Source organism: Arthrobacter wenxiniae, from assembly GCF_013376105.1.
GTDB classification, from domain to species: Bacteria; Actinomycetota; Actinomycetes; order Actinomycetales; family Micrococcaceae; genus Specibacter; species Specibacter wenxiniae.
This window is the reverse complement of sequence record NZ_JAAMFM010000013.1, coordinates 65,274-91,534: the sequence shown is the minus strand read 5'-3', so window position 1 is coordinate 91,534 and position 26,261 is coordinate 65,274. Positions and strand designations below refer to the sequence as shown.

Sequence of the window (26,261 nt, the reverse complement as noted above, 5' to 3'; positions counted from 1 at the left end):
CTACTTCCCAAGGCTGACATTGACGTAACCCGGGGACGCCCTGCAGCGGGGGCGTATTTCACTGCCAGCGATACTTCAGCCAATGCGCAGGATCATGGTGAACAATGGAAGGCATGGCAAACCTCTTTGGACGCACCCGACCAATGGATGAGGCCCGCGTTGTTCCCACCGGGGAAACAATCGGCTCCTACACCTCTTATTTGGACGCCCAAAAAGCGGTTGATTACCTGGCGGATGAAAAATTCCCGGTCCAGCACGTCTCCATTGTGGGCAACGACCTGAAAATGGTGGAACGCGTCACGGGAAAGCTCAGCTACCCGCGCGTGGCCCTTTCCGGGGCCATGACGGGTGCGTGGTTTGGCCTGTTCATCGGCGTCATGCTCTCCTTCTTTGACAGCAATGCCGGGGCCGGGGGCGGCCCGTACCTGAACGTCATGACGGCCGTGCTGATGGGCGCTGCGTTCTGGATGCTGTTCGCCATCATCGGCTATGCGGCCCAGCGCGGCAAGCGGGACTTCACCTCGACAAACCAGGTGCTGGCCAGCAACTACGACGTCATTGTCACCCCGGATGTGGCCATGGACGCCCGCCGGCTGCTCGCCCAGCTGCCCATGAACTCCGCCGCGCCCGGCCCGTACCAGGGACAGGGCCAAAACCAGGCCCACCAGGGGTACCGCCCGCCGGCCCAGCCGCCGGTGTCCGGGCAGCAGCCGCCGGCATCGGGACAGGCCGGGCAGCAGCCGCCCCGGCCCGAAGGCTGGCACGACCCCTACGGGGCGCCGCAGCAGCAGCCGGTCCCGGATGTGCCCCAGACGGAGGAAAGCCATGAGCGTCCGGGCCAGGCGCCGCTGAGCGGACCGCGCCGCGGCCAGTTCCCGGACCTGCCCGACGGCCGCCCGCAGTACGGCGTCCGCGTGGACAACCCGCCGCAGCAGGCGCCCGCGCCCGAGCAGGCTGACGGCGACGTCCGGGAGCCCTGACTTTCCAACTGGCCCACGGCCGTGGTCGAAAAACCGCGTTTCGCGGTGGCCATGCGGACCGGCTTAGTGGCCATTTTGCGGCGTTCGACGCCGGAGCAAGCCTTGCGCCGCCGTCTCGCCGGCTGTCCCAACTGCAGCCACCCGTGGCTTCCGCGGTCTTGGTGCCGCCGCGGAGGCCAATCAACCCATCAGATCCTGCGGTTATGCGCACCACGTCATCAATGACCGGTCAGGTAACGCAGTCATGGGGCGGCCAAAACCCGGTTGCGTGACCGTTGGGTGGTCCTGGAGTGGCGACAACGTGATCATCTGACCTCACAATGGCCGTCCCGTATCCGTTTGGCCCGATGTCCCGACGCGCATCGGGAACAGGCAGCCCGGCTTCCACGGAGTGGGCCACCCGGTTGGCCGCCGTCGTGCCTTTCGCTGCAACCGCCGTGGCGGGCAGGCGCTTCAACGGCGCACTGCAGGCGCAGTTGCGGGCGGCCCCGTGATGACGGCGGGACCTGAGGCCAACGACGTCCTCCACGCCCCGCCGGTCAGGCGGACAGGCGGGCCATCCAGGCCTCAACATCGTCCGGGGTGCGGGGGAGTGCGGCGCTGAGGTTGACGGGGCCGCCGGCGGTGATGAGGATGTCGTCCTCGATGCGCACGCCGTTGCCGCGGTACTCGGCCGGGATGGCCAGGTCCTCGTCCTTGAAGTACAGGCCGGGCTCGATCGTGAAGACCATGCCCTCGGTGATGGTGCCGTCCAGGTACAGTTCGGCGCGGGCCTGGGCACAGTCATGGACGTCAAGGCCCAGGTGGTGGCTGGTGCCGTGCGGCATCCACCGGCGGTGCTGCTGGCCCTCGGGGGAGAGCGCCACGGAGGCGGAGACGGGCAGCAGCCCCCAGTCCTCGAGGCGGGCGGCCAGCACCTCCATGGCGGCGTTGTGCACGTCACGGAACTTGCGCCCGGGGACCGCGACGGCAAACGCGGCGTCGGCGGCATCCAGGACGGCCTGGTAGATCCTGCGCTGCACCTCGGAGTACTTGCCATTGACCGGGATGGTCCGGGTGATGTCCGCCGTGTACAGGGAGTCGGCCTCGACGCCGGCATCCACCAGGAGCATCTCACCCTCGTTCACGGTGCCCGTGTTGCGGGTCCAGTGCAGGATGGTGGCGTTGTTGCCGCCGGCGGCGATGGTGTCGTAACCGAGCTCGTTGCCTTCCTCGCGGGCGCGGGCGAAGAACGCGCCCTCCACCACCCGCTCGCCGCGCTTGTGGCCCACGGCGCGGGGCAGGGACCTGATGATTTCTTCAAATCCGGCGGCCGTGGCGGCGACGGAGATCGTCATCTGCTCGATTTCCCAGGCGTCCTTGAGCAGGCGCAGCTCGGAGAGCGCCTCGGCGAGCTTGGCGTCGAGCTCGTCCAGGGCTGCGAAGTCCATGTTTTCGGGGTCGACGGCGGTGTTGTAGCGGGCCGTGTCCACCAGCGCGTCAATGTTTTCATCAACCTTGCGGACCAGCCGGACGGAAATGCCACCCACGGACGGCTCGCCCACGCTCTTGGTGATGCCCACCTCAAGCTCGGAGATGTCCATGGTGTCCAGGCACAGCAACGCCTTGAACTCGGCCAGGGTTGGCCGCGGGCCAATCCAGAACTCGCCGCTGCGGGAGTCGGCGTAGAACTCCTTCGTGTCGCGGCCGGCCAGCGGGCGGAAGTACAGCGTCGCCCGGTGGTGCCCGCCGTCGTCCCCTTCTCCGTCGGCAACGGGCTCCAGGACCAGCACGGCGTCGGGCTCGTGGTCCACGCCCAGGCCCGTCAGGTGGGCAAAGGCGGAGTGCGGGCGGAAGCGGTAGTCGCAGTCGTTGGAGCGGACCTTCAGGGCGCCTGCCGGGATCACCAGGCGTTCGCCCTTGAACTGCTCGGAGATGGCCCTGCGGCGGCGCGCGGCGTGGTCTGCCACCCCGGCCCGGGCGGGCAATTCGGTGGGCGCCGGCGCCCAGTTGGAGGCCATGAAGGCGCGGAAGGCCTCCGAGTCGGGGCGGTGCGAACGGTTGTTCACCCGCTCCTCGAGCGGCTGCTGGATGGATTCGGGATGCTGGGTGGGCTGTTCCGTCTGGTTCATTCCCCAAGTCTCTCACCGGCGTCGCGCCCGGACAAAGGCGCGGACAGGGGCGCCGGGCCGGGCGGGACGTAGGCTGGGGGAGTGAGGATCGATCTGCATGCGCACTCAAATGTTTCCGACGGCACCCAGGCCCCTGCCGAGCTGGTGGTGGCGGCGGCTGCGGCGGGCCTCGACGTCCTGGCCCTGACCGACCATGACTCCACGGACGGCTGGGCGAAGGCGCTTGGCGCGGCCCGGCACCACGGACTGGGTCTGGTCCCCGGCATGGAGATTTCCTGCAAGACGTCCCGCGGGGTCAGCGTCCACCTGCTCTGCTACCTGCACGACCCCACCCATCCGGGCCTGCTGGAGGAAATCACGAAGGCCAAGGACGCCCGCCTCACCCGCGCCGAACGCATGGTGGAACGCCTGTCGGAAGACTACCCGCTGAACTGGGACGACGTCAGCGCCCATGTGGCACCCGGCGCCACCGTGGGCCGGCCCCACATCGCCGACGCCCTGGTCGCGGCCGGCATCGTCTCCGACCGCAACGAAGCCTTCGCCAGCATCCTCACCTCGCACTCGCGCTATTTTGTCAGCCACTACGCCCCGGACCCCGTGCTCGCCGTTGAACTGGTCCGCGCAGCCGGAGGGGTGCCGGTCTTTGCCCACCCCATGGCCACGGCGCGGGGCCGGGTGGTGGAGCCGGAAATGTTCCATGACATGATCGACGCCGGGCTGCTCGGCCTGGAGGTCGACCACCGGGACAACCCTCCCGAAAACCGCATCTGGCTCCGGAACCTCGCGCGCAGGGAGGGGCTGCTGGTGACGGGCTCGTCGGACTTCCACGGCGCCGGGAAGCCGAACCTGCTGGGGGAAAACACCACGGCGCCGGAGATGCTGGAGCGTCTCATCGCCGCCGGCACGGGGTCCGCGGCGTTCCTGCCCTAAGTTTCGAACAGCGGAAGCTTGCCGGGTACCGGAGTCTCGACAGGCCCGGCCGCCGGCGGCCCGACCACCGTGGCGACGTGCCCAAGCCGTGCCGCCATGACCTCGATGGCCTGCGGATTCGCGTCCACACACACAAACCGCCGCCCCAGCTTCGCCGCGACGGCCCCAAGCGTGCCCGAGCCGGCGAAGAAGTCCAGCACCCAGTCGCCCTCGCGCGAGGACGCGGCCACGGCGCGGCGCACCAGACCCTCGGGCTTCTGCGTCGGGTAGCCGGTCTTTTCCTTGCCCGTGGGCGAGACAATCGTGTGCCACCACACGTCCGTGGGCAGCTTCCCCCGTTCACGCTTTTCCGGCGTCACCAGGCCCGGGGCCATGTACGGCTCCCGGTCCACCTCGGCGCTGTCGAAGTGGTACTTCTTCGGGTCCTTGACATACACGAGGATGTTGTCGTGCTTGGTGGGCCAGCGGTTCTTGGCCCGCGCCCCATAGTCATAGGCCCAGATGATCTCGTTCAGGAAGCATTCCCGGCCAAAGATCGCATCCAGCATGACCTTGGCGTAGTGGACCTCGCGGTAGTCCAGATGCAGGTACAGGGTGCCGTTGCCGGCCAGCAGCCGCCACGCCTCCACCAGCCGCGGCTCCAGGAACTGCCAGTAGTCGGTGAACGCGTCGTCGTAGCTGTGCAGCGCGCCCTTGATGGTGTCGTAGCTGCGCCCGCCAAAGCCCACACGGTCGCCGCCGCCGTCGGCGTTGCGCACCATGGTGGTCTGCCGGCGGCTCTGCACCCGTCCCGTGTTAAAGGGCGGGTCCACGTAAATCATGGTGAAGGAACCGTCCGGGAGTGTGGGCAGGAACTCGGAATTGTCCGCGTGGACCACCAGGTTCGGGCCCGTCCCCTCCGCCTGCCACGCAGTCGTCGTCATGGGTGCCTGTTACTACTCGCCTGCGGCTTCCGGCTGGCCGACAACCTCGCCGTTGCGCCGGCGGGTGCGGGTGCGGGTGCGGCGCGGACGTGCCGCGGCCGCCTCGCCGGCTGTCTCCGCGGGCCCGTTGTCCGGGGCCTCGCTGCGCTCGCTGGGGGACGTACGACGCCGGCTCCGCCCGCCGTCGTTCCTCTCACCCGTGCGCTTCTCACCGTGGCGTGCCCCGGAGCGGTTGCCGCCGCGGTTGGCCCCGTGGCCGCCGTCGTGCCCGGCGTCGTGGCCGCCGGACCGCGGCGCGTTGCGCTTGCCGGTCTCGCCAAGGTCCTCCAGGACCTCGGCGTTGATGCCTGCGTGCGTGCGCTGGCTGCGGGGGAGGCGGCCCTTGGTGCCTTCGGGGATGTCCAGGTCCGTGTACAGGTGGGGTGAGGAGGAGTAGGTTTCAACTGGCTCGGGCACGCTGAGGCCCAGGGCCTTGTTGATCAGGGCCCAGCGGGGCATGTCGTCCCAGTCGACGAACGTGACGGCGGTGCCCTTGTTGCCGGCGCGGCCCGTGCGGCCCACGCGGTGCAGGTAGATCTTCTCGTCCTCGACGCACTGGTAGTTGATCACGTGCGTGACGTCGTCCACGTCGATGCCGCGGGCGGCGACATCGGTGGCCACCAGCACGTCCACCTTGTTGTTGCGAAAGGCGCGCAGGGCCTGCTCGCGCGCGCCCTGGCCGAGGTCGCCGTGGATGGCGGCCGCGGCAAAGCCGCGGTCCACCAGTTCCTCGGAGACCTTGGCGGCGGTGCGTTTGGTCTTGGTGAAGATGATGCTCCGCCCGCGTCCCCGCGCCTGCAGGATCCGGGCCACCACCTCGATCTTGTCCAGGTTGTGGGCGCGGTAGATCAGCTGGCGGATGTCGCGCTTGGTCAGGCCCTCGTCGTCGGGGTCGGCGGCGCGGATGTGGGTGGGCTGGGTCATGTAGCGGCGGGCCATGGCCACCACCGGGCCGGGCATGGTGGCCGAGAACAGCATGGTCTGGCGCACGGCAGGGGTTCCGGCGATCAGGGTTTCGACGTCGGGCAGGAAGCCGAGGTCCAGCATTTCGTCTGCCTCGTCGAGGATGACGATCTTGACGTTCTTGAGGTTCAGGTGGCCCTGGCGCAGCAGGTCGATCAGGCGGCCCGGGGTGCCGACGACCACTTCGACGCCCCTTTGCAGCGATTCGACCTGGGGCTCGTAGGCGCGGCCGCCGTAGATGGTGGCGATGCGCACGCCGAGGTGCTTGGATGCCGTGGTGAGGTCGCCTGCCACCTGGACCGCGAGTTCCCGGGTCGGCACGATGACCATGGCCTGCGGGGCGCCGGGGACGGACAGCTTCTCGAAGCCGTCGTCCTTCGGGCCCACCACGCGCTGCAGGGCCGGAATGCCGAAGCCGAGCGTCTTGCCCGTGCCGGTCTTGGCCTGGCCGATGATGTCGTGGCCGCCCAGGGCGATGGGCAGTGTCATGGCCTGGATGGGGAAGGGGTGGGTGATGCCGGCCTCGTTCAGCGAGCGGACAATGTCCGCGTGCACGCCGAAGCTGGCGAAGGTTGCCTTTTCTTCCTGGCGGGGAGGTTCGTTGCTGACCAGGCTGCCGTCAATTTCAACGTTCTCGCTGCTGTCTTCTGCCTGCAGGAGGGAATCTGCTTCAATGCTCAAATGCTTACCGTTCAATTCGTCTATACGGGTGCGTGCCCTTACGTTGGCTCGACGCCGGCGTTTTAGTGCCGAACGGAGCCTGGCGGGGGCACACAATCTTGGGGAAGCCGATCGCGGGCTAACAAAAACGTGTCCTTCCCTCGCCAGATTGGCGGGCGGGACGGACCATGAAAAAGACTCGCGTAGGGGCGGGCTGGTTGAATCGAAAAACATCAATCAACGACCGGGCATCCATGTCTACCTCTCCAGTCTAGCTGGTCACGACCGTCGGGGATCGAGCTTGTCGAGATCCGGGGCTCCGCTCCCCAGCCGCTCCCGCTGCCCGCCAGCCCGCAGCGGGTCCCCCGCGGCCGTGGCCCCAGGCCCAAGCAACGGGGCCTTGGCGGCGGGGACAAACTGCACCGTGCGCTTGGCAATGTCGGCCGTTACGAGCTTCACCCGGACCACGGTGCCCGGCTCAAGGACCCCCTCGCAGTACCCTGTGACGGCAGGGTCGGCGATCTGGATGGCGCTGCGTGCCGCGCCGGCCTTGGTGGCGTGCCCGTTCTGACGGGGGCCGGCCAGAACGACGGCGTCGAACTCCGTCCCGACCTTGTGGCTCAGCAGGGCCGCCTCCACGATGTCGATGGCGGCCCTGTCCACCTTGCTGGCCAGCTGGTTGGACGCTGACATGATGTCCGGCAGTTCATCCAGTGCCTGGACGGCCCAGGGCGGCGCCTCGGCACCGGAACACAAGGCGGCGCAGATGGCCAGGACAAACCGGTCCACGAGGCGGCGCAGCGGGGCGGTGGCATGCGCGTAGGGCGCGGCGACGGCGGCCTGGGTCACCTCTTCGGGGACCGTGCCGTTAAAGGGCGTGTAGCCGGCACCGCGGAACAAGGTGGAGGCGGCGTGCATCAGTGCCAGCTGTTTCGGGTCCGAGGGGTCCAGGGTGCGCAGGTAGGCGCCGTACTCAACGCCCTCGGCCCACGGCTTGCCCAGGGCCACGGTCTGCATCCGGTAGTCGGCCACGGCGTCCCCGTCCGGCGCGGGCATGGTGCGCAGGATCCCCACCTTGCCCTCCAGCATCACCTGCGCGGCGGCCATTCCTGTCAGCAGGGAGATTTGCGCGTTCCAGTCCTCAATGGGCAGGGCGGGCCGGAACTGGAGCACATACCGGCCGTCCACGAAGTCCACCTCCTGGGACGGGACGTTCAGGCTGGCCCCGCCGCGGGCGCGCTCCAGCTCGATCCGCTTCGTCCCTATCTCCTTTAACAGCGCCAAGGTGCCGGCAAAGGCGGCAGGCGCGTTTCCGGCGTCGAGCATGTCCTGGGCCTCCGCGTAGCTAAGCTTGGCGACGCTTTGGACGGCGGCGCGGCGGACGTGTGCAGAGGATTGCGTGCCGTCCGCGGCGAGTTCAATCTCCCAGACGAAGGCCGACCGGGGATCGTTGGCGAACAGGCTGGCGGCGCCTTCGCTCAGCCGGACCGGGTGGAGCGGGATGCGGTTTCCGGGCGTGTAGATGGTCTGGCCGCGGCGGCGGGTTTCCGAGTCGAGGGGCCCGCCGGCGGGCACAAAGGACGGGACGTCGGCAATGGCGTAATGGACCAGGTAGCCGCTGCCCCTGCGCTCAAGGTACATGGCCTGATCCAGGTCCTGGGACGCGGGCGGGTCAATGGTGATGAAGGGCAGCGCCGTCAGGTCCAGGTCAGGGAGGGTGTGCCCGGCAATGACCTTCTCCACCTCGGCCACCACGTCCGGGCTGAAGCCGTCCGGCAGCTTGAACTCCACCGAAAGGGCCGCCAGGGCCGCGGCCAGTGTCTGCTGCGCGGCGCTGCCCATGACGCCAATGTGAGAGTACGGCACGCAATCAGCGTAAACGATTGGACCCGTCATGCAAGGGGTGGCGCGGCACGGGATACGCTGGAGCCTATGAGTACCCCGCCTTCCTCCGCCGACGAGCCGATCTCCGCAGGAGAGCTCAGTGCCAGGTATGACAAGTTTGTGGTGGACCTGCTCGGTGGCATCGCCTACGGGGAGCTTTCCGGCTTTGAGCGGCTGTCCTCCGACGCCCGCTACTCGCCAACGCTCAACGACCGCTCCGTGCTGGGCAAGATGGCCGTCGCCGAGTTTGGACACTATGAGATGGTGTGCGGCCGGCTGCTGGCCATGGGCATGGACCCGGAACTGGCCATGCTGCCGTTCCAGCGCATGGTGGACGCGTTCCACGAGCGCACGCAGCCCGCCGACTGGCACGAATCGCTCATGAAGGCGTACGTGGTGGACGCGATCACCGAAGACTTTTACGCGGCCATCGCCGAGCGACTGGACGGGGAAACGCGCGGCATCATTGCCAAGGTTCGCACCAGCACGGAACAGACGGCGCTGCTGGAGGGGCTTTTGAAGAAGATGCTCGACGAGGACCCGCGGCTGTCGTCGCGGCTGGCACTTTGGGGCCGGCGGCTCGTGGGCGAGGCGCTGACCCAGGCGCAGCGGATCGGCGCCCGGCACAGCTTCCTGGTGGGGCTGAGCCCGGAGGGGACCCAGGAGGAGTCCGCCGCCGAGGTGGCGGCCATTCTGGCGCAGCTGACCCGCGGCCATTCCAAGCGCATGAGCAGGCTGGGCCTGACCGCCTGAGACGTCGCGTCCTGGAACGTTTCCGTCCCGGGGCGTCCCCGCCCGCGTCATTCGCGCCCCGGACAGGCGGCTAGGCCGGTGCGGCGTCGGCCACGATCCGCCGGACGGTTTCGTCCAGGCCTTCGGCGGCCGTGATGCGTTCCTCGGAAATTCCGGCCAGGGCGTTCCAGCCGTGGTACCAGCCGCGCATTTGCTTTTCCCCGAAGTCGGCCAGCTTGTGGGGCCGGGTCTGGTGGCGGCGCAGCGTTTCCTCCAGCGTGAGGTCCCAGGCGTAAAACAGGCTCGGGCCGGAGTGGCCGTCCCGCAGCCGGCACAAGGGCTCGCTGTACCGTGCAGCGTTGAACATGCCGTCCATGACCACTGTCCGCCCGTGACTGAGTGCCAGCGCCGCCGCGAGTTCAATGAGTTCCACGCTCAGCGGCGAGTAGTTTCCGGTCTCACCGAGGATGCCGCGGCGGAAGTAGTCCTGCTCGATCCACACCGCGCCCAGTTCCTGCTGCAGCGCGCGGGCCACAGTGCTCTTGCCGGAGCCGGAATTGCCTCGCAGCACGATGAGGGTGGACATGCCTCCATCCAAGCACGGAGAGCGCGGTTCCGGGGTGCGCCGCCGTCAGGCCGTTGGGCCGTGGTGCCCCGCTGCCGGTCCCTGGCCTCTGACGTGCGACGCCGTCCCCTCCGTGACGTCGCACCGCACCGGTGCCCGTCCCCGGCACCCGCGTCCAAATCCACAGGCCTCTCGGCCGCGGAGCATGCCCGGCGCTGGTGCCAGGACACGGTCCGGGATGCCCGCCTGGGCCGATGCCGGCGGCAACGTGGTCATCTGCGTCAAGAACTCGGGCAAGTTCACCACCCGCTACCCGACCGTGGAGTTTCAGGAGGCTGCACACCTCGACGAAGGGGGGATCTGGCCGGCGCCCTACGCCCTTCAAGAAGGGAGCCCCGCGGGGGAGGGGAAGGTCGCCGAAGTGGTGAAGGCTGCCGCTTCCTAGCGGGCCCTGGCGTCGATCTCTGCACGCCGGGCCTGGACGATGCGCCGGAGGGCGGCGTCCGGCAGCTGCTGCCCGACGGAAAAGTGGATGCTGCCGGTGGTCGTTTCGAAGTCCGCCAGGACGTCCAGGCTCGAAGCGATGACGGCACCGCTGAACGGGTAGACCGACAGGAACGTTTTGGCCCGCACGGCGGCGATGAGGCCCTTGCCGCGATAGATGAGCGCCGCCATGGCGTAGCTGGTGCCTTCCTCCGCTTCAGGGACCAAGCCGCGTGCGAGTGCATAAACGCGTTCGAGCGCGGCGCGGTCGGGGCCTTCGATGGTGTCGAGATATGTGGTGACCGTTCCCATGATGTGATGGTACGCCCACGACGGCAGGGTGCCTTCGTCTAATTAAGGGCCGGAACCCGGAACGCGGCTCAGATCCCTGAGTCGCCCAGTGCGGAAAGGACGTCGGCGTTCAACCGCGAGATCATGTCCAGGGGGATGCCGACCGGGCACACCGCGGTGCATTCCCCGATTTGCGTGCACCCGCCGAAACCTTCGGCGTCATGGGCGTTGACGAGGGCCAGCGCACGCGCATTGCGTTCGGGCTGGCCTTGGGGCAGGGCCCCCAAGTGGGTGGCCTTGGCTCCCGTAAAAAGCATGGCCGAACCATTGGGACACGCGGCAACACAGGCGCCGCAACCAATGCAGGTGGCCGCGTCGAACGCCCGGTCCGCTGCCTTCTTGGGGACGAGGTTGGCAGCCGCATCGGGGGCTGCACCTGTCGGGGCGCTGATATAGCCGCCCGCTTGGATGATGCGGTCCAACGCGCTGCGGTCCACGATGAGGTCCCTGACAACCGGGAATGACTCGGCATGCCACGGTTCGACGTCGATGATGTCACCGTCGCTGAAGTGGCGCATGTACAGCTGGCAGGTGGTGGTCAGGCCCTCGGGGCCGTGGGCGACGCCGTCGATCGCCAGGGAGCACATGCCGCAGATGCCCTCGCGGCAGTCGTGGTCGAAGGCGACGGGCTCTTCCCCCGTGACGGTGAGCCGCTCGTTGAGCACGTCGAGCATCTCCAAAAACGACATGTCGCCACTGATGCCCTCGACGTCGTAACTGATCATCCGGCCCAGGGACGCACCGTCGTGCTGGCGCCAAATACGCAGGGTGACTTTCATTTGTAGCTCCTCTGCGTCAATTCCACAAAGTCGTACTTAAGGAATTCCTTGTGCAGCCTGGGCGGGGCGTCGTCGCCGTTGAACTCCCAGGCCGCGACGTAGGCGAACCCATCGTCGTCACGCAACGCCTCGCCATCGCCGGTCTGGCTCTCCGTACGGAAATGGCTGCCGCAGGATTCCCCGCGATGCAGCGCATCCAAGCACATCAGTTCGGCCAGGCCAAAGAAGTCGGCCACGCGGCCGGCGCGTTCCAGGGTCTGGTTCAGCTCCTCGTTGCCGCCGGTGACCTTGACGTTGGTCCAGAACTCCTCGCGGAGTGCACGGATGAGCTCGACGGCGTGGGCCAGCCCCTCGGCATTGCGTTCCATCCCGCAGTATTCCCAAAGGATGGCGCCGAGCTCCTTGTGAAAGGAATCAACGGTGCGTTCACCGTTGATTGACAGGAACATGTTGATGCGTTCCCGGACCGCGTCCACCGCCGCAACGACGTCTGGGTGCGATTCATCCACGGCGCCGGCGGACGGGTTCTTGGCCAGATAGTCCCCGATGGTGTTGGGCAGGATGAAGTAGCCGTCCGCCAAGCCCTGCATCAGGGCGCTGGCGCCAAGCCGGTTCGCTCCGTGGTCGGAAAAGTTTGCTTCCCCGATGACGAACAGCCCGGGGATGGAGCTTTCCAGATCGTAGTCAACCCACAGCCCGCCCATGGTGTAATGCACGGCAGGGTAGATGCGCATGGGCACCTGGTAGGGGTCCTCGTCGGTGATTTTCTGGTAGATGTCCAGCAGGTTGCCGTATTTCTCCTCGATCGAAGCACGGCCCAGGCGGGCAATGGCGTCGGTGAGGTCCAGGTACACGCCGCGTCCGCCGGGACCCACGCCCCGCCCGGCGTCGCACTGGTTTTTGGCCGCCCGGGAGGCAACGTCGCGCGGGACCAGATTGCCGAAGGCCGGATATGCGCGCTCCAAATAGTAGTCGCGTTCCGCCTCGGGGATGTCCCTGGGGTTGCGGGCGTCGCCGGCGGTGGCCGGCACCCAGATCCGTCCGTCGTTGCGCAGGGATTCGCTCATGAGCGTCAATTTCGACTGGTGGTCGCCGCTGACCGGAATGCAGGTCGGGTGGATTTGGGTGAAGCACGGGTTCGCGAAGAACGCGCCGCGGCGGTGGGCCCGCCAGATCGCCGTCGTGTTGCATCCCATCGCGTTGGTGGAGAGGTAGTAGACGTTGCCGTAGCCGCCGGAGGCCAGCACGACGGCGTCGGCCAGGTGGGTCTCCAGCGTCCCGGTCACCATGTCCCGGACAACGACTCCACGGGCCTTGCCATCGATGACAATGAGGTCAAGCATTTCATGGCGGGTGTTGACCTGCACCGTGCCGGCGGCGGCTTGGCGTTCCAGCGCCTGATAGGCGCCCAGCAGCAGCTGTTGGCCGGTTTGGCCCCGCGCGTAGAACGTGCGGGAGACCTGGACACCACCAAAGGAGCGCGTATCCAGCAGTCCGCCGTAGTCGCGGGCGAACGGTACGCCTTGGGCCACGCACTGGTCGATGATGGCCGAGCTGACCTCGGCCAGGCGGTAGACGTTCGATTCGCGGGACCGGTAGTCGCCGCCCTTGACGGTGTCGTAAAAGAGGCGGCGGACGCTGTCACCGTCATTGCGATAGTCCTTGGCGGCATTGATGCCGCCCTGAGCCGCAATGCTGTGGGCGCGCCGGGCGCTGTCCTGGTAGCAGAAACTTTTGACCTGGTAGCCGGCCTCGCCGAGCGTCGCCGCCGCCGAGGCGCCGGCCAATCCTGTGCCGACGACGATGACGGAGAGCTTGCGGCGGTTCGCCGGGTTGATCAGCTTGGCGCCGAAACGACGCGCCTCCCATCGCCCCTGGAGGGGACCCTCCGGCGACTTCGTGTCCCTGATGGACTCCCCAACCGTAAACAGTCCTGTCATCACCGAACCCACCCCACCCAGATCACCAGCGGCGGAATCAGGAATCCCACCACGATCAACGCGGCGACGACGGTTGCCGCCCCGTTGAGAACACGCCTGCGCGCAACAGAGGTATTGGCGCCAAGGGAAGCGAACGCGCTCCACACCCCGTGGCGCAGATGGAAGCCGAGCGCGATCAGTGCCACCACGTAGGAGAGCACCACCCACCAGATGGAGAAGCTGTTAATCATCCGCTGATACGGGCTTGACGACGCCCCGCCCGGCGCGATGTAGTCTGCCGTCAGATTCAGGATGTGATAGATAACGAACAGGCCAATGAGAATGCCGCCCCAACGCATCGTAAACGAGGAATAGCTGCGCTGGACGCCGCGACGGTTCTTTGCGCTTTCATAGCGCCACGCGCCCTTGCCGCGCGTCGCCGCCCGCGACCGGTGCCACAGCGTAAACGCCGCATATATATGAACAAAGACGCTCAGGAGCAGCACCACGCGCACAATCCACAGCGCGCCAGAGCGTGGCAGCAATGGCTCTCCAACAACACGCAAGAACGCCGAATAGCCGTCGAAAGCCTGCCGGCCCTCGAAGATCTTCAAATTGCCGTACATGTGGGCCAGCAGGAACAGGACCATGATCAATCCGGAAACTGCCATCCCTGCGTGCAGGACCACGGATGATCGCAGTGCCGCCGTCCGCGCCCCAACACCCTTGTTGATCACCATGACCCCACTGTAGGCATTATCGGAAGAATGCACCATGCGTTGAGACACCTGGGCCGAAAGACCAAAAAGTCAGCATGCCTCACATGAAAGTGCATCCTCAGGCCTTTCAGTGTGCAGTTCGGGATGGATGTTCGGTTTGAGGTCCGCGCCGGGGCCCGGTTGCCGCGGAGGGGGTGGAGGCGACGCCGTCGGACTTCTGAACCCCTTGTGGTTGGGTGTTGCCGGCTCCGTGCCGGCACCCCTGATGGGAGGCATGGCAAAATGAGCATTTCCACAACGCGCTCCGAGACGATATTCCAAGGGAGAGTATTCCGCGTCCATGCCAGGGTACGTCCTCGAAACCCCGCTGTTCGCCGGCGTCCGCCGGGCCACAAAGCTGCCTCTGTGTGCTAGACGAACGCCTCCCCATGCAGCGCCGAAAGTTCGGCCACATCAGGACGTATCGAAATTCTTCCCTCCGCGGTGTCTGGGCCGCTCCCCGGATGGGCGGTCCGGGACCTAAGTCTCTGTTGCGGAAATCTTCCCGGCCCTAGTGTCATGGGAGGAGGTCTGATCATGATGTATGGCTGGGACGGGAACGGCTGGGGTGTTGGCGCGTGGGTGGCCATGGCCGTGTTGATGCTGATTTTCTGGGGCGGGGTGGTCACCGTCGTTGTGCTGCTGGTCCGGCGGACCCGTCCGGGTGAAGGTTCGGCCGCCCTGCAGCCGCCGCACTACGACGCCGAACGAATCCTCACCGAGCGTTTCGCCCGCGGGGAAATCGACGAACAGGAGTTCACAGCCCGGCGCGCAGCGCTCAGGCGCCAGGAATAAGCGCCCCTTCCCTTCGCGGGCAGGTGATCCTCGGGACGGCAGCGGTGATTTTTCTGGCTGCGCTGTCCCTCGTAGTTGTCGCCCTCGTCGGCAGTCTTGTAATTCCCAGGATCCAGGTTTCTGTCCCTGACCCGGTGCACGGCTCCATGCGAATGACGGGCGACCGAAACGCAGAGGCGCACGGACCGGTCTCCTTTCCGGCAACCAGTGGGGACGGCAACCAATGGGGACACTGTCCGCCATGAACTTGCCATCCTTCCCCTCCGATGCGCAAGGATACGGTTCCGTCGGCATCGGAGTCCTGCCCTGACCGGTGGTTGGGGAGCATAATGAACCCATCGGCAAGCGGTCTGCGACGGATCCAACTCCTTCACGCGCCACAGTGGCAGGGCCGGTATCTGAACAGGGGCGTACATCAGCCGGTAGCAACCCAAACATGCCGCGGCACGAGAAGGACTCTTTGGAAGGAACCGATCAATGACTGGGCACGGGAACACACCGGAGACGGCCGAAACTGCCCGGGGCCGGAAGATGATTTCCCCTCGCCGCGGGGAAAGGATTGTGGTGGGGGTCGACGGCTCGGACGGGTCGCAGGCTTCCGTGCATTGGTCCGTGACTGAAGCAGGGCTGCGCGGTGTCGGCGTCCACCTCGTGATGGCCTGGCAGCAACCACAGCCTTACGGTGCCGCCAACGATCTGGTCCTCGGAATGGACCCGTCCGGTGATACGGGAAGGATCCTTGCCGATGCTGCCGAGATCGAACTCTCCCAGTTTGGGGCCGAAGCGGAACAGGGGCAGCGTTCAGTGATCTCCCGGGAAGCCGTCGAGGGCCACCCCGCAGACGTTCTCGTTCAGGCAGGCCGGGACGCAGCCATGCTGGCAGATCCCGCCTCCGTGGGTTTGGACAGGGGCCTGCGGGCAGTCCTGTTTGACCTGGACGGTGTGCTCACCAGGACAGCCAGGGTCCACGCCGCGGCGTGGAAGGAAATGTTCGACGCCTACCTGCGAAAAACCGCCCGGCGCACCGGCACACCCTTCGTGGCCTTTGACGCCGGCACCGACTATGACCGCTATGTTGACGGCAAATCCCGGGACGACGGCACCCGCTCCTTTCTGGCCGCCCGGGACATCATCCTGCCGGAGGGCAGTCCGCAGGACCGTGCCGGCCTGGGGACCGTGCAGGGGCTCGGCAAGGCAAAGAACGAGATTGTGCTCCGGCGCATGCGCGAGGACGGCGTTGAGGTTTTTGAAGGATCGGTCCGGTATGTGCAGGCGGTGCGCCAGGCAGGTCTGCGCTGCGCGGTCGTGTCCTCCAGCACCAACTGCCAGGCCGTCCTGGCCGCCGCCCATATTGAGGACCTCTTTGACCGGCGCATCGACGGGCTCACAGCCCGTGATGAAAAGCTGCCGGGCAAGCCTGCCCCGGACATGTTTCTGGCCGCCGCCCATGCACTGGGAATGACACCGGGCCAATGCGCCGTCGTTGAGGATGCGTTGGCCGGTGTGGAGGCGGGCCGGGCCGGCGGCTTTGGCCAGGTCATCGGCGTCGACCGGGCCGGGCAGGCGCAGGCCCTGCTGGACCGCGGCGCCGACATCGTCGTCTCCGACTTGGCGGAATTGCTGGCACAACCGTGATCGGGCATCCGGACTTTGAGACCGAACCGTGGTGCCTGCGCGAAACCGGACTGGACTTGGCGGTGTTGGCCCAAACGGAATCGTTGTTCGCGCTCTCCAACGGAAATATTGGCTGGCGGGGCAACCTGGACGAGGGTGAGCCCCACGTCCTGCCAGGCTCCTACCTCAATGGGGTGTTCGAGCTGCGGACCCTGCCCTACGCGGAGGCCGGCTATGGATACCCGGAATCCGGGCAGCTCGTCCTCAACGTCACCAACGGCAAGCCGATCAGGTTGCTCGTCGACGACGAACCCTTCGATGTCCGTTACGGTGAACTGCGCGCCCATGAGCGCTGCCTGGACTTCCGATCCGGGGTGTTGACCCGCCAGGCCGACTGGGTCTCACCGGCCGGCCTGGCCGTACGGGTCACCTCCACCCGGCTGGTGTCCTTTGTCCAGCGGTCCATCGCGGCGATCTGCTATGAGGTCCAGGCCCTGGACGATCCGGTCCGGATCGTCGTGCAATCGGAAATCATCGCCAACGAACAACTCCCCGCACCCAGCGGCGATCCACGTGCCAGTGCGGCGCTGGACGCCGTGCTGGTGCACGAGAAGAATGCCTCACACGTGGCGCGCGCCGGGCTGGTGCATTCCACCCGGGGCAGCGCCCTGACCGTCGCGGCCGTGATGGACCACGTCGTCGACGGCCCTGACGGAACCCGGGTTGCGGCGGAAAGCTTTCCGGACCTGGGACGCACGACCGTCGTGGCAACCCTGGAGCCCGGGCAGCGCCTGAGGCTGGTCAAGACCGTTGCTTACGGGTGGTCCGGGTCCCGGTCCGTGCCGGCGGTGTGGGATCAGGCCGACGCGGCCCTCGCGGGGGCCATGGAGACCGGGTGGGAGGGCCTGTGTGCCGAGCAGCGGGCCTACTTGGATGATTTTTGGGCACGCGCGGATGTCGAACTCGACGGCGACACCTCCATCCAGCAGGCCGTCCGCTTCGCCCTGTTCCAGGTCCTGCAGGCCGGTGCCCGCGCCGAGGGCAGGGCAATCCCGGCCAAGGGGCTCTCCGGGCCCGGCTACGGCGGGCACACGTTTTGGGACGCGGAAACCTTCGTGCTGCCGGTGCTGAGCTATACGGCCCCGGAGGCGGCCGCCCAGGCCCTGCGGTGGCGGCACAGTACGTTGCCGATGGCGATCGCCCGCGCGGCACAGTTGGGACTGGAAGGAGCGGCCTTCCCCTGGCGGACCATTCACGGCGAGGAGTGCTCCTCGTACTGGCCCGCCGGCACGGCAGCCTTCCACATCAACGCGGACATTGCCGCCGCCGTCGTCCGGTATGTCTGTGCCACCGGGGACATGGCGTTTGAGCGCACCATCGGTCTGGACCTGCTGGTGCACACGGCCCGGCTGTGGCGGTCGCTCGGCCACCACGACGGGCAGGGAGGGTTTCGTATAGACGGGGTGACCGGGCCGGATGAATACAGTGCCGTCGCGGATAACAACGTCTACACCAATCTGATGGCGCAACGGAACCTGGCGGCGGCCGCGGACGCAGCGGCCCGGTACCCCGGCCGTGCCGGGGAGCTTGGGGTCGACGCCGAAGAAATGGCCACCTGGCGCGATGCGGCCGCCGACATGTTCATCCCCTACGACGAGGCGCTGCGGGTCCACCCCCAGTCCGAGGGGTACACCGGCCACCAGGTCTGGGACTTCGCCGCCACCACTCCCGGGCAGTATCCGCTGCTGTTGCACTTCCCCTACTTCGACCTGTACCGCAAGCAGGTCGTCAAACAGGCGGACCTGGTCCTGGCCATGCAGCTGTGCCCGGACACGTTCACCCAGGAGCAAAAGGCCCGCAACTTCGCCTACTACGAACGGTTGACCGTCCGCGACTCCTCGCTCTCCGCCTGCGTCCAAGCGGTCATCGCCGCCGAGGTTGGACAGCTGGAGCTGGCCGAGGACTACCTCGCCGAGAGTGCCCTGATGGACCTTGATGACCTAGAACACAACACCGCCGACGGCCTGCATGTGGCATCCCTGGCAGGGGTCTGGACCGCCCTGGTCGCCGGATACGGCGGGATGCGCGACAGCGGGGCCATGCTGCGCTTCGCACCGCGGCTGCCACCGGGTCTGACCCGGCTGGCATTTGGCCTGGTCGTGGCAGGGCGCACGCTCCGGGTCGAAATCACCCGCACAGCCGCGACGTACACCCTGGCCGGCGACAAACCGTTGCAGATCCTCCACCACGGCCAGCCCGTCACAGTCCCTGCCGGGGGTCCGCTCACCCGCCCCATTCCGGACCCTCAGCCGGCGGGACCCAGGCCCACCCAGCCGGCCGGGCGCGCACCTACTCCGCACCGCCGCTCCGGAGCGTGAATCCGCACAGCCGCGGGCGCGCAGCGTGGGAACGGAGCACAGCCGGGCAGGCACCTGGTCGCGGCTTCCCTGCCGGTTTCCGCTGTCGGGAACCACTGAGGGTTCCGTCTGCAATCATGGCGCGGCGGTCGCGCCTGTCGTCGGCGTCCAGGCTGCCATCCGTCAATTCTCTGCGGGATTTCGTGCCGCGGGGCCTGCCCAGGCCCCGGACAGGTCACCATCACCGGCACATGGTCGGGACCGTGTCCTTCGATCAGGCTGAAACCGTCCTCCGTTTGGCGGGTGACCCGCCTGGAGTATTTCCGGAGCACCTCCTCGCATCGATTCAGATCCTCCTCGTTCAGGGCCGTCCAGGCGAGGCCTTGGACAGCGATGTTCCCCACCGGGTGCCGCGGCCGCCGCCCCCGGGGTGCGCAGGTGCAACTGATACCCGTCCGGGCTGACCGGCAGGGCCACTGACTCGTTGTGGACCGTGACATCCCGATTCAGGAATACCCGGTAGCAGGCTACAGAGCGGTCGAGCTCAGCCACAAACATCACGGCCGAGGCCGGTTCCAGAGGCTGGCCGGGTCCCTGACCGGACGGTGTCCCCTCTCCGGAAACTGAAGGCCCCCTGGACGCCTTCGGAGCCGAACCACTGCCACCGGAGAGCGCGCTCCGGTCGATGCCCAACGTGCCCATCAGCCCGCACACCGCCGCCGTGTCCGCGCGCCGGAACGAACGACTCCCCGCCGTGTTCACCGCGGACCTGCGCCGCTACGTGGACGGGGACGAACTTTCCGGCCTGGTGGGGGCCGTCCCGCACTACTGAGCGGTCCGGGTCCCGGCGGCAGCCAGGACGTCCGCCAGCGGGGTGCCGGTGTCCGCCAGGGCCGCGGTGTCTACCGGTTGGCCGGAGCGCACCAGGGCCTTGATGGTGTCGGTCTGGTCCCACACGTTGACGTTCATCCCGGCCAGCACCCGTTGGTCCTTGAGCCAGAACACGATGCACTCCAGCGCGTCCTTGTCCCCACGGAAAACCACCTCGTCGCAGCCGCCCGGTGCCACATGGCCGGAGTACTCCATCCCCAGCTCATACTGGTCGCTGTAAAAGTACGGCACCTCGTCATAGGCCGCGTCCACCCCAAGCATGGACCGGGCGGCGACGGCCGGCTGGCTCAGGGCGTTAAACCAGTGCTCGATGCGGTTGTGTTCACCCAGCATGAGGTGGAAGGCGTTGGCGACGTCCCCGGCAGCGTAAATGTCCGGATCCGAGGACCGCAGGTGCTCATCGACCACGACCCCGTTGTCCACGACCAGGCCCGCCGCCTCGGCCAATGCTGTGTTGGGCACGGCACCGACACCGACCACCACCAGGTCCGCCTCGATGCGGGACCCGTCCTCGAGCTGCACACCGGTGGCCTGGCGGGGGTCATCGCCGGTGATTTTCGCGACCCGCGCGCCCAGGCGCAGGTCCACGCCATGGTTGCGGTGCAGGCGGGCGAACAGTTCGGCTGCTTCCCGGCCCAGCACGTGCAGCAGCGGCAGCTCACCGCGCTCCAGCACAATTACCTCAAGACCCGCCGCCCTGGCGGCCGCGGCGACCTCCAGCCCGATCCACCCGGCGCCGACGATCACGACACGTGAGGCGGTCGTGAACGCGAACTTCAGCTGCTCGCAATCCTCTATCCGCCGCAGATGGTACACGCGGTGCCGGTCGGCACCCGGCACGGACAGCTGCCGCGGTGACGCGCCGGTGGCCAGCAGCAGCTTGTCGTAGGTGACCGGGTCCCCGACGGCCAGGGTGACCCGGTGGGTGGACGGGTCAATCGCGGTGACCGTGGTGCTGGTGCGCAGGTCGACACCGTGGTCGGCATACCAAGACTTGGGGTGGACGTAGATCGTCCCCCGTTCCGATTTGCCCTGCAAATAGTCCTTGGACAGTGGGGGGCGCTCATAGGGACGCTCCGGCTCCTGGCCGAGCAGCACTATCCGTCCGGGGAAGCCCTCGGTCCGCAGCGCTTCGGCCGCTTTTGCACCGGCCAGCCCGGCCCCCACTATGACAAATGTTTGCTCGGTATCCATGGTTCCACTCCCTTGACAGCCAGGCCCGTTACGGCCGTACCCCGGCCGTCGCATCGAATCGGCGTGCCTGATGCTTCCGTGCCCGATCCGGTGGCCGCAGTCTATGCCCTGGCGGCCGGGACAGTCCCGGCCCGCGGTCACTGGGATCACGGCCAGTGGCCGGCCCCCAGGACTCCGCGCGCGCGGTGGCGCTGGCAAACGACTTGTGCCAACTCCTTTGGGGACGCAGGAGGCCATCCTCGCTGAGCCACAATGAAAGCGGCTCCAACCCGCCACCGGGTCGGGTGAAGAGCAGCGCCCCTTGCTGCGGCGGGAGATTAGTGACGTTGACTGATGATGACATGCCGTCGGACCGGGCCACCCCCAGCCGACCTCCGTCTCCGCCGCGGCCAACAATGCCGAGGTCACGCAGTCGGACATAGCCTTTCGGCGCTTTGGTGCGTCGAACGGCCTCATCCCGGCCGGTCTCGATGTAGTCATGGACGCTGCTGAGCGCTTCGAGTTTCACCCAGCAGCTGTCCCCCTGCCCGCCCTTGGCGCAGCCCTCCGCGAGTTGCCATGTGGCGCAGCGATTTGTTCTGGTGGCCGGCGTGTCCATAACCAGAAGCTACGGACAAGTCGCTACTAGCCATTGGCAACTCGCGGGAGAGGGGGCGGCAATGCACTTCATCGACGAATCCTCCATGGAACTGATGCGGGACACGGCGCAGCCGCAGGGAACGGGAATGCTGGACCCATTCGCGGCCGGCCTGGTCCATGAAGCGCGGGCACTCCCCGCGCCGGCCAACCAACGAATGGACGGAGCTGCCTGTGGTGCCCGCGTAGGACAAATCCTTGTGGACCCGGGCCCATGCCCCGACCGAAACGGCCGCCGCGCCCGCCACCAAGTGCCGCCACCAAGTGGCGCCGCCCCGCCCTCCCCGCGGCCGGTGTCGCTGGCGTTCCGCGCCGCCATCCCGGCCCGGGCGCGCACGTGGGGTCGCTCACAACCGGAATAGCCGCCCGCATCGGGACCGTTCCCACGCTTAAGACACCTTGGAGGAATCGAATGCTGGACGTGGTGATCATTGGGGCCGGACAGGCGGGGCTTTCCGCGGCGTACTACCTGGCCCGGCACGGGCTCATCCCCGAACGCGACTTCGTGGTGCTGGACGCCAACAATGGCCCCGGTGGGGCCTGGCGCCACCGCTGGCCCTCCCTGACCTTGGGCGCCGCACACTCGATCCACGATCTCCCCGGCATGAAAATGGGGCCCGCAGACACGGACGAGCCGGCGTCTGCAGTCGTCGGACGCTACTACGGCCGCTACGAAAAGACCTTTGGGCTGCCCATCCACCGGCCCGTCAACGTCCTCGCCGTCCAGCCCCACGACACGAACGACGGCGGCGTTCCCGGCCACACGCCCGGTTCGCCGCTGATGGTGGCGACCGACCGTGGGGAGTACCTTGCGCGCCTGGTCATCAACGCCACCGGCACCTGGGACAAGCCGCACTGGCCGCACTACCCGGGCCAGGAAACCTTCAGCGGGCGCCAGCTGCACACCCACGACTTCCGCTCCGCCGCCGACTTCGCCGGGCAGCGCGTGCTGGTGGTGGGCGCCGGCACCTCGGCCGTGCAGATCCTGCTCCAGCTGGCGGCCGAGGGAGTGGAAACGGCATGGTCCACCCGCCGCCCGCCGGCATTCACCACGCGCGAATTTGACCCCGACTGGGGCCGTGATGTGGAACGCCGCGTCAATGAGCGCACGGCCGCGGGGCTGCCACCGCTCAGCGTGGTGGGCGTCACCGGACTTCCCCTGATACAGCTGTACCAAAACGGGATCGCCGCCGGCACGCTGGTCTCCCGGGGTCCGCTGCGGCGCATCACCCCGACGGCCGCCGTTTTTGAGGACGGGTCCGGGTTCCCGGCGGACACCATCCTGTGGGCCACCGGATTCCGCGCCGCCTTGGACCACCTGGCCCCGCTGAAGCTGCGCGAGCCCGGTGGCGGCCTCGTCATGGACGGGGTGAAGGTCGTCCGCGAACCGCGCCTGCTGCTGGTGGGCTACGGCGCGTCCGCGTCAACGCTGGGCGCCAACAGGGCCGGCCGGTCCGCCGCGCTCGCGGCCATCGACCAGCTGAGCGTTCCCGCCCCCGCCTGAACCGGCCCGTCGGGACGCGCGCAGCCGGGCGCGGGCTGGAGCTTGGCGCCGATGCCGGGCGCCGCCGTCGTGCTTCCAGCGCCACAATGCCCGCTGGCGGAAATATACCGGGCCCCTGCGCGGTTGCCGCAAGCGAGACCTCCCGAAAGGCAGCACCCATGACGATTCCCCTGTCCATTCTTGACCTGGCCCACATCGGCGACGGCGGGATCGCGGCAAGCCTGGCCGCCTCCGTGGAGCTGGCGCAAAAGGCCGAGGGGTGGGACTACCGGCGGATCTGGTACGCGGAGCACCACAACATGCCCTCCATAGCGTCGTCCGCCACGAGCGTGTTGATTGCGCACGTGGCCGCGCACACGTCCACGATCCGTCTCGGCGCCGGCGGGATCATGCTGCCCAACCACTCGCCCCTGCAGATCGCCGAGCAGTTCGGCACGCTGGAAACCCTGCATCCGGGCCGCATCGACCTGGGGCTGGGACGCGCGCCGGGCAGCGACCAAAACACCATGCGGGCCCTGCGCCGCGACCCGTCCGCCGCGGACACCTTTCCGCAGGACGTGCAGGAGCTGCAGGCCTACTTTGCCGGGCAGACGCGCATTCCCGGCGTGAACGCCTACCCGGGCAAGGATACGCACGTGCCGCTGTACATTCTCGGGTCCTCCCTGTTCGGGGCCAGGCTGGCCGCGGCACTGGGCCTGCCGTACTCCTTTGCGTCGCACTTTGCCCCGCAGGCGCTCGAGGACGCCGTGCGGATCTACCGCCGGGAGTTCCAGCCGTCGGATGCGCTGGCCGGGCCCTACGTCATCGCCGGCGTCAACGCCATCGTGGCGGACACGCAGGAAGAGGCCGACGCCCTGTTCCTGACGGCCAAGCGGCGCCGCGTCGCCTCGATGGTGGGCCGGGGCCAAACCTTCACCGACGACGAGATGGACCTGCTGCTGGACTCCCCGGCGGGCCAGCAGGTCCTGTCCATGATGCGCTACTCTGCCGTCGGAACCCCCGCCGTGGCCCGCGAATACCTGGAGGCGTTTGCCGCGAAGGCCGGGGCCGACGAATTGATCGTCGCCACGCAGGTCACCGACCGCGCCGCCTGGATCCGCAGCTTTGAACTGCTGGCCCACGCCATGCACCCCTGAGACATGCAACCCTGGGACACGCAGCCCTGAGACACGCAACCCTGGGACACGCAGGCTGGACCCGACTGGCCGCTTCACGTGGATGTCAGCGCTGGACATCAACATTAAGTGCACGTTCGAGGGAACCGGACCGGGCTGGCCGGGGTTATGGAACCGGTGTGCCTCGGGTAGCCTGCAGGCATGGCGATTGCACGGTTTCCCGGATTGGTCATTGACTGCCCCGACGCGGGCCGGCTGGCGGAGTTTTACGGCACGCTCCTCGGCTGGAAGTCCACGGTGCAGCCGGACTGGGTTGACATCCGGCCCGAGGACGGCAGCAACTGCATCTCTTTCCAGCAGGTCGGGGGCTACCGGGCGCCGGCCTGGCCCGGGCAGGGGTCCCCGCAGCAGATGCACCTGGACGTGGTGGTGGAGGACCTCGACGTCGGCGAGGCCGCGGTGCTGGCGCTCGGCGCCACCAAGCCGGATTTTCAGCCGGGAACAACCTTCCGGGTCTTTTTGGATCCGGCCGTGCACCCCTTCTGCCTCTGCCTCTCCTGAACCGCCGCAGGGTCAGCCGGCGGGGTCAAATGCGCCCGGTCCGCGTGTGAGATGCTCACGGCCGCGACCAGCACGCCGGCCACCACGCCCACCAGCGTGTCCCCCACGCGGCTGAAGGCGGCGTCCGGCGCCAGGTGCGCTCCGAGGCCCGTCATGAGCAGCGCCATCGGCGTCACCGCGATGGTGGTCAGGGTGTAGTTCTTGAGCACCAGGAGCTCGGCCAGGACCTGGAATGCCACCACCAGCGCCACGGACGGCCAGAACCCCGGCGACAGGGACAGCAAGGCGATGGCCAGGGCGGCGCCGGCCACATTTCCCAGCAAACGCTGGATGCTGCGCTGGACGGTGGTGCTGTAGTCCAGTCCCTGCAGGGCCGCCACGGCGCCCATCGACGCCCACAGCGGGTGTTCCAGCCCCAGCCCGACGGCGGCCCAGCCGGACAGCGCGGAAGCCGCGGCCATGCGCACTGCGCGGCCGACGCCGGCACGCGAGGCCAGGCCCGGGCGGGCCGCGGCGAGAAGGCCGGTGGGCGCGGGCCATGCGACGCCGGCAGCCGCGGTGGGCACTTCGGCGGTTCCGCGGGCGGCGCGCGTTTGGGCGGAGGAGGCGCGCCACGTCCTGCGCAGCGCGGCCTCGTGCCGGGCAAGGCGCCCAAGGGCCGCGGCACGGGCGGCGCCGTGCCGCGACAACGCCGCGCCGGCCTCATCCAGCAACCCGTGCAGCGCGGCAGCCTCGCCCTGCAGGCGGAGCAAACGCCGGCCGCCTTGCCCCGCACGCCCGGCGCTGAGCGCCACCGATTCCCGGGCACGGCGCAAGGGGGCGGCCGCATCGCCCCAGCGGGTGCCGGCGTCGTCGGTGCCCAGGCGGACGACGGCGGCCATGGCCCGCGCGACCGCCAGCCGGGCCGGGCCCATCGGCACCACAAGCACCGGGGCCATGGCCACGAGCCAGCCGGCGGCGGCACCGCTGGCGACGGCCGCCAGGACGGGGGGAACGGCGTCGGCGGTGTGTGCGTACGCGGAACCTGCGGAGGCCGCAAAGACCAGGATGACGGCGCCCGGACCGGTGATGCCCACGGCGGCGAACAGTTGCGCGGCGAGGCCCGCGATCACGGAAAGCACCGCTATCTGGGGTCCAAGCGGCACCCCGGCGGCTCCCATGAGGGCACCGGCGCCGGCGGCAATGAGGAGGGAGGCGGCGACCACGGCCAGCATCCGCCGCAGCCTCGGGTAGGGCTGGTGGCGGCCAAAGGCGGCCACCAGGGCGCCCAACGAGGCAATTCCCGCGAGCTGTTCCTGCCCCAGCAGGCCGCCCGCCACGAGGACCAGCGACGTCGCGATGCCGACCTTGACGGCAGGCGCGAAGATGGCGTCGGCCGGACGCATCGCCAGGGACCTCCGCCAGGCGGCGGGTGAAACTGCATGGGCCAGGGCGGCGTGGGACTGGCGTGCGCGGGTCAGGGTGGGCACGGTTCCATGCTACCAAATAGTTTACTAGTAAAATAGATATGAAGTGTG

At 68.1% G+C, this 26,261-nt stretch carries 22 protein-coding genes; 11 read left to right on the top strand and 11 right to left on the bottom strand.

The genetic code is table 11. The annotated features are described in order from the left end of the window. Positions 1–113: 113 nt before the first annotated feature. The gene (locus G6034_RS10495; protein ID WP_176635060.1) at positions 114–980 is read left to right on the top strand and encodes a YflT domain-containing protein; all 867 of its coding nucleotides are present in this window, start codon (positions 114–116) and stop codon (positions 978–980) included. Positions 981–1,519: 539 nt separating this feature from the next. Here the strand turns inward: G6034_RS10495 and G6034_RS10490 are convergent. Beyond that, a complete protein-coding gene (locus G6034_RS10490) occupies positions 1,520–3,091 on the bottom strand; it encodes an aminopeptidase P family protein (RefSeq protein ID WP_176635059.1) in 1,572 nt (523 codons plus the stop codon). Positions 3,092–3,172: 81 nt separating this feature from the next. Between G6034_RS10490 and G6034_RS10485 the strand changes: the two genes are divergently transcribed. Next, positions 3,173–4,021 carry a PHP domain-containing protein gene (locus tag G6034_RS10485; RefSeq protein WP_176635058.1) on the top strand — a complete coding sequence of 283 codons (849 nt, stop codon included), beginning with the start codon at positions 3,173–3,175 and terminating at the stop codon, positions 4,019–4,021. On the opposite strand, the gene G6034_RS10480 is transcribed toward G6034_RS10485, so the two are convergent. From G6034_RS10480 to G6034_RS10470, 3 genes are all read right to left on the bottom strand, one after another. Continuing rightward, positions 4,018–4,944: a DNA-methyltransferase gene (locus G6034_RS10480; protein WP_176635057.1), complete on the bottom strand. Its 927-nt coding sequence runs from the start codon at positions 4,942–4,944 to the stop codon at positions 4,018–4,020. The genes G6034_RS10485 and G6034_RS10480 overlap by 4 nt on opposite strands. Before the next feature lie 12 nt (positions 4,945–4,956). Beyond that, on the bottom strand, positions 4,957–6,570 hold the full coding sequence (locus G6034_RS10475) for a DEAD/DEAH box helicase (protein WP_425485507.1): 1,614 nt from the start codon (positions 6,568–6,570) through the stop codon (positions 4,957–4,959). A gap of 315 nt (positions 6,571–6,885) precedes the next feature. Beyond that, positions 6,886–8,472, bottom strand: coding sequence for an RNB domain-containing ribonuclease (locus G6034_RS10470; RefSeq protein ID WP_343038010.1), 1,587 nt, complete (start codon positions 8,470–8,472; stop codon positions 6,886–6,888). A gap of 66 nt (positions 8,473–8,538) precedes the next feature. On the opposite strand from G6034_RS10470, the gene G6034_RS10465 reads away from it, so the two are divergent. After that, positions 8,539–9,243: a ferritin-like fold-containing protein gene (locus G6034_RS10465; protein ID WP_176635055.1), complete on the top strand. Its 705-nt coding sequence runs from the start codon at positions 8,539–8,541 to the stop codon at positions 9,241–9,243. Between the two features lie 70 nt (positions 9,244–9,313). On the opposite strand, the gene G6034_RS10460 is transcribed toward G6034_RS10465, so the two are convergent. Then, the gene (locus G6034_RS10460; RefSeq protein ID WP_176635054.1) at positions 9,314–9,808 is read right to left on the bottom strand and encodes an AAA family ATPase; all 495 of its coding nucleotides are present in this window, start codon (positions 9,806–9,808) and stop codon (positions 9,314–9,316) included. 217 nt (positions 9,809–10,025) lie between these two features. On the opposite strand from G6034_RS10460, the gene G6034_RS10455 reads away from it, so the two are divergent. Next, a complete protein-coding gene (locus tag G6034_RS10455; RefSeq protein WP_176635053.1) occupies positions 10,026–10,232 on the top strand; it encodes a hypothetical protein in 207 nt (68 codons plus the stop codon). Here G6034_RS10455 and G6034_RS10450 read toward each other — a convergent pair. From G6034_RS10450 to G6034_RS10435, 4 genes are all read right to left on the bottom strand, one after another. Beyond that, the gene (locus tag G6034_RS10450; RefSeq protein ID WP_176635052.1) at positions 10,229–10,582 is read right to left on the bottom strand and encodes an iron chaperone; all 354 of its coding nucleotides are present in this window, start codon (positions 10,580–10,582) and stop codon (positions 10,229–10,231) included. The two genes, G6034_RS10455 and G6034_RS10450, sit on opposite strands and share 4 nt — an antisense overlap. Before the next feature lie 68 nt (positions 10,583–10,650). Beyond that, positions 10,651–11,400 (bottom strand): succinate dehydrogenase/fumarate reductase iron-sulfur subunit, encoded by a 750-nt coding sequence (locus tag G6034_RS10445; protein ID WP_176635051.1) that lies wholly within the window; start codon positions 11,398–11,400, stop codon positions 10,651–10,653. Continuing rightward, positions 11,397–13,340, bottom strand: a complete 1,944-nt coding sequence (locus G6034_RS10440) for a fumarate reductase/succinate dehydrogenase flavoprotein subunit (RefSeq protein WP_176635050.1) — start codon at positions 13,338–13,340, stop codon at positions 11,397–11,399. The genes G6034_RS10445 and G6034_RS10440 overlap by 4 nt, the downstream gene beginning before the upstream one ends. After that, positions 13,340–14,059 (bottom strand): succinate dehydrogenase cytochrome b subunit, encoded by a 720-nt coding sequence (locus tag G6034_RS10435; RefSeq protein WP_176635049.1) that lies wholly within the window; start codon positions 14,057–14,059, stop codon positions 13,340–13,342. The genes G6034_RS10440 and G6034_RS10435 overlap by 1 nt, the downstream gene beginning before the upstream one ends. Before the next feature lie 555 nt (positions 14,060–14,614). Between G6034_RS10435 and G6034_RS10430 the strand changes: the two genes are divergently transcribed. From G6034_RS10430 to G6034_RS10415, 4 genes are all read left to right on the top strand, one after another. Beyond that, complete coding sequence (locus G6034_RS10430; RefSeq protein WP_176635048.1) at positions 14,615–14,872, top strand: SHOCT domain-containing protein; 258 nt, start codon at positions 14,615–14,617, stop codon at positions 14,870–14,872. A gap of 477 nt (positions 14,873–15,349) precedes the next feature. Continuing rightward, entirely contained in the window at positions 15,350–16,507 is a 1,158-nt protein-coding gene (locus G6034_RS10425) for a beta-phosphoglucomutase family hydrolase (RefSeq protein ID WP_176635047.1), read from the top strand. Then, complete coding sequence (locus tag G6034_RS10420; RefSeq protein ID WP_176635046.1) at positions 16,504–18,864, top strand: glycoside hydrolase family 65 protein; 2,361 nt, start codon at positions 16,504–16,506, stop codon at positions 18,862–18,864. Before G6034_RS10425 ends, G6034_RS10420 begins: the two co-directional genes overlap by 4 nt. A gap of 673 nt (positions 18,865–19,537) precedes the next feature. After that, entirely contained in the window at positions 19,538–19,675 is a 138-nt protein-coding gene (locus tag G6034_RS10415; RefSeq protein WP_218063802.1) for a hypothetical protein, read from the top strand. Here G6034_RS10415 and G6034_RS10410 read toward each other — a convergent pair. Further along, a complete protein-coding gene (locus G6034_RS10410; protein ID WP_176635044.1) occupies positions 19,669–20,928 on the bottom strand; it encodes an NAD(P)/FAD-dependent oxidoreductase in 1,260 nt (419 codons plus the stop codon). The two genes, G6034_RS10415 and G6034_RS10410, sit on opposite strands and share 7 nt — an antisense overlap. A 1,048-nt stretch (positions 20,929–21,976) precedes the next feature. Between G6034_RS10410 and G6034_RS10405 the strand changes: the two genes are divergently transcribed. From G6034_RS10405 to G6034_RS10395, 3 genes are all read left to right on the top strand, one after another. Then, positions 21,977–23,068: an FAD-dependent oxidoreductase gene (locus G6034_RS10405; protein WP_176635043.1), complete on the top strand. Its 1,092-nt coding sequence runs from the start codon at positions 21,977–21,979 to the stop codon at positions 23,066–23,068. Positions 23,069–23,226: 158 nt separating this feature from the next. Further along, complete coding sequence (locus G6034_RS10400; RefSeq protein WP_176635042.1) at positions 23,227–24,204, top strand: LLM class flavin-dependent oxidoreductase; 978 nt, start codon at positions 23,227–23,229, stop codon at positions 24,202–24,204. Between the two features lie 180 nt (positions 24,205–24,384). Beyond that, positions 24,385–24,744, top strand: coding sequence for a VOC family protein (locus tag G6034_RS10395; RefSeq protein WP_176635041.1), 360 nt, complete (start codon positions 24,385–24,387; stop codon positions 24,742–24,744). Here the strand turns inward: G6034_RS10395 and G6034_RS10390 are convergent. Further along, on the bottom strand, positions 24,675–26,213 hold the full coding sequence (locus tag G6034_RS10390) for an FUSC family protein (protein ID WP_218063801.1): 1,539 nt from the start codon (positions 26,211–26,213) through the stop codon (positions 24,675–24,677). The two genes, G6034_RS10395 and G6034_RS10390, sit on opposite strands and share 70 nt — an antisense overlap. Positions 26,214–26,261 lie beyond the last annotated feature (48 nt).

Excerpts from the sequence above, each read along its gene's own strand:
- G6034_RS10425 (WP_176635047.1), top strand. The coding sequence starts at position 15,350 with ATGACTGGGCACGGGAACACACCGGAGACGGCCGAAACTGCCCGGGGC.
- G6034_RS10465 (WP_176635055.1), top strand. The coding sequence starts at position 8,539 with ATGAGTACCCCGCCTTCCTCCGCCGACGAGCCGATCTCCGCAGGAGAG.
- G6034_RS10450 (WP_176635052.1), bottom strand. The coding sequence starts at position 10,582 with ATGGGAACGGTCACCACATATCTCGACACCATCGAAGGCCCCGACCGC.
- G6034_RS10400 (WP_176635042.1), top strand. The coding sequence starts at position 23,227 with ATGACGATTCCCCTGTCCATTCTTGACCTGGCCCACATCGGCGACGGC.
- G6034_RS10480 (WP_176635057.1), bottom strand. The coding sequence starts at position 4,944 with ATGACGACGACTGCGTGGCAGGCGGAGGGGACGGGCCCGAACCTGGTG.
- G6034_RS10395 (WP_176635041.1), top strand. The coding sequence starts at position 24,385 with ATGGCGATTGCACGGTTTCCCGGATTGGTCATTGACTGCCCCGACGCG.
- G6034_RS10440 (WP_176635050.1), bottom strand. The coding sequence starts at position 13,340 with ATGACAGGACTGTTTACGGTTGGGGAGTCCATCAGGGACACGAAGTCG.
- G6034_RS10490 (WP_176635059.1), bottom strand. The coding sequence starts at position 3,091 with ATGAACCAGACGGAACAGCCCACCCAGCATCCCGAATCCATCCAGCAG.
- G6034_RS10410 (WP_176635044.1), bottom strand. The coding sequence starts at position 20,928 with ATGGATACCGAGCAAACATTTGTCATAGTGGGGGCCGGGCTGGCCGGT.
- G6034_RS10405 (WP_176635043.1), top strand. The coding sequence starts at position 21,977 with ATGCTGGACGTGGTGATCATTGGGGCCGGACAGGCGGGGCTTTCCGCG.
- G6034_RS10435 (WP_176635049.1), bottom strand. The coding sequence starts at position 14,059 with ATGGTGATCAACAAGGGTGTTGGGGCGCGGACGGCGGCACTGCGATCA.
- G6034_RS10460 (WP_176635054.1), bottom strand. The coding sequence starts at position 9,808 with ATGTCCACCCTCATCGTGCTGCGAGGCAATTCCGGCTCCGGCAAGAGC.
- G6034_RS10455 (WP_176635053.1), top strand. The coding sequence starts at position 10,026 with ATGCCCGCCTGGGCCGATGCCGGCGGCAACGTGGTCATCTGCGTCAAG.
- G6034_RS10430 (WP_176635048.1), top strand. The coding sequence starts at position 14,615 with ATGATGTATGGCTGGGACGGGAACGGCTGGGGTGTTGGCGCGTGGGTG.
- G6034_RS10495 (WP_176635060.1), top strand. The coding sequence starts at position 114 with ATGGCAAACCTCTTTGGACGCACCCGACCAATGGATGAGGCCCGCGTT.
- G6034_RS10445 (WP_176635051.1), bottom strand. The coding sequence starts at position 11,400 with ATGAAAGTCACCCTGCGTATTTGGCGCCAGCACGACGGTGCGTCCCTG.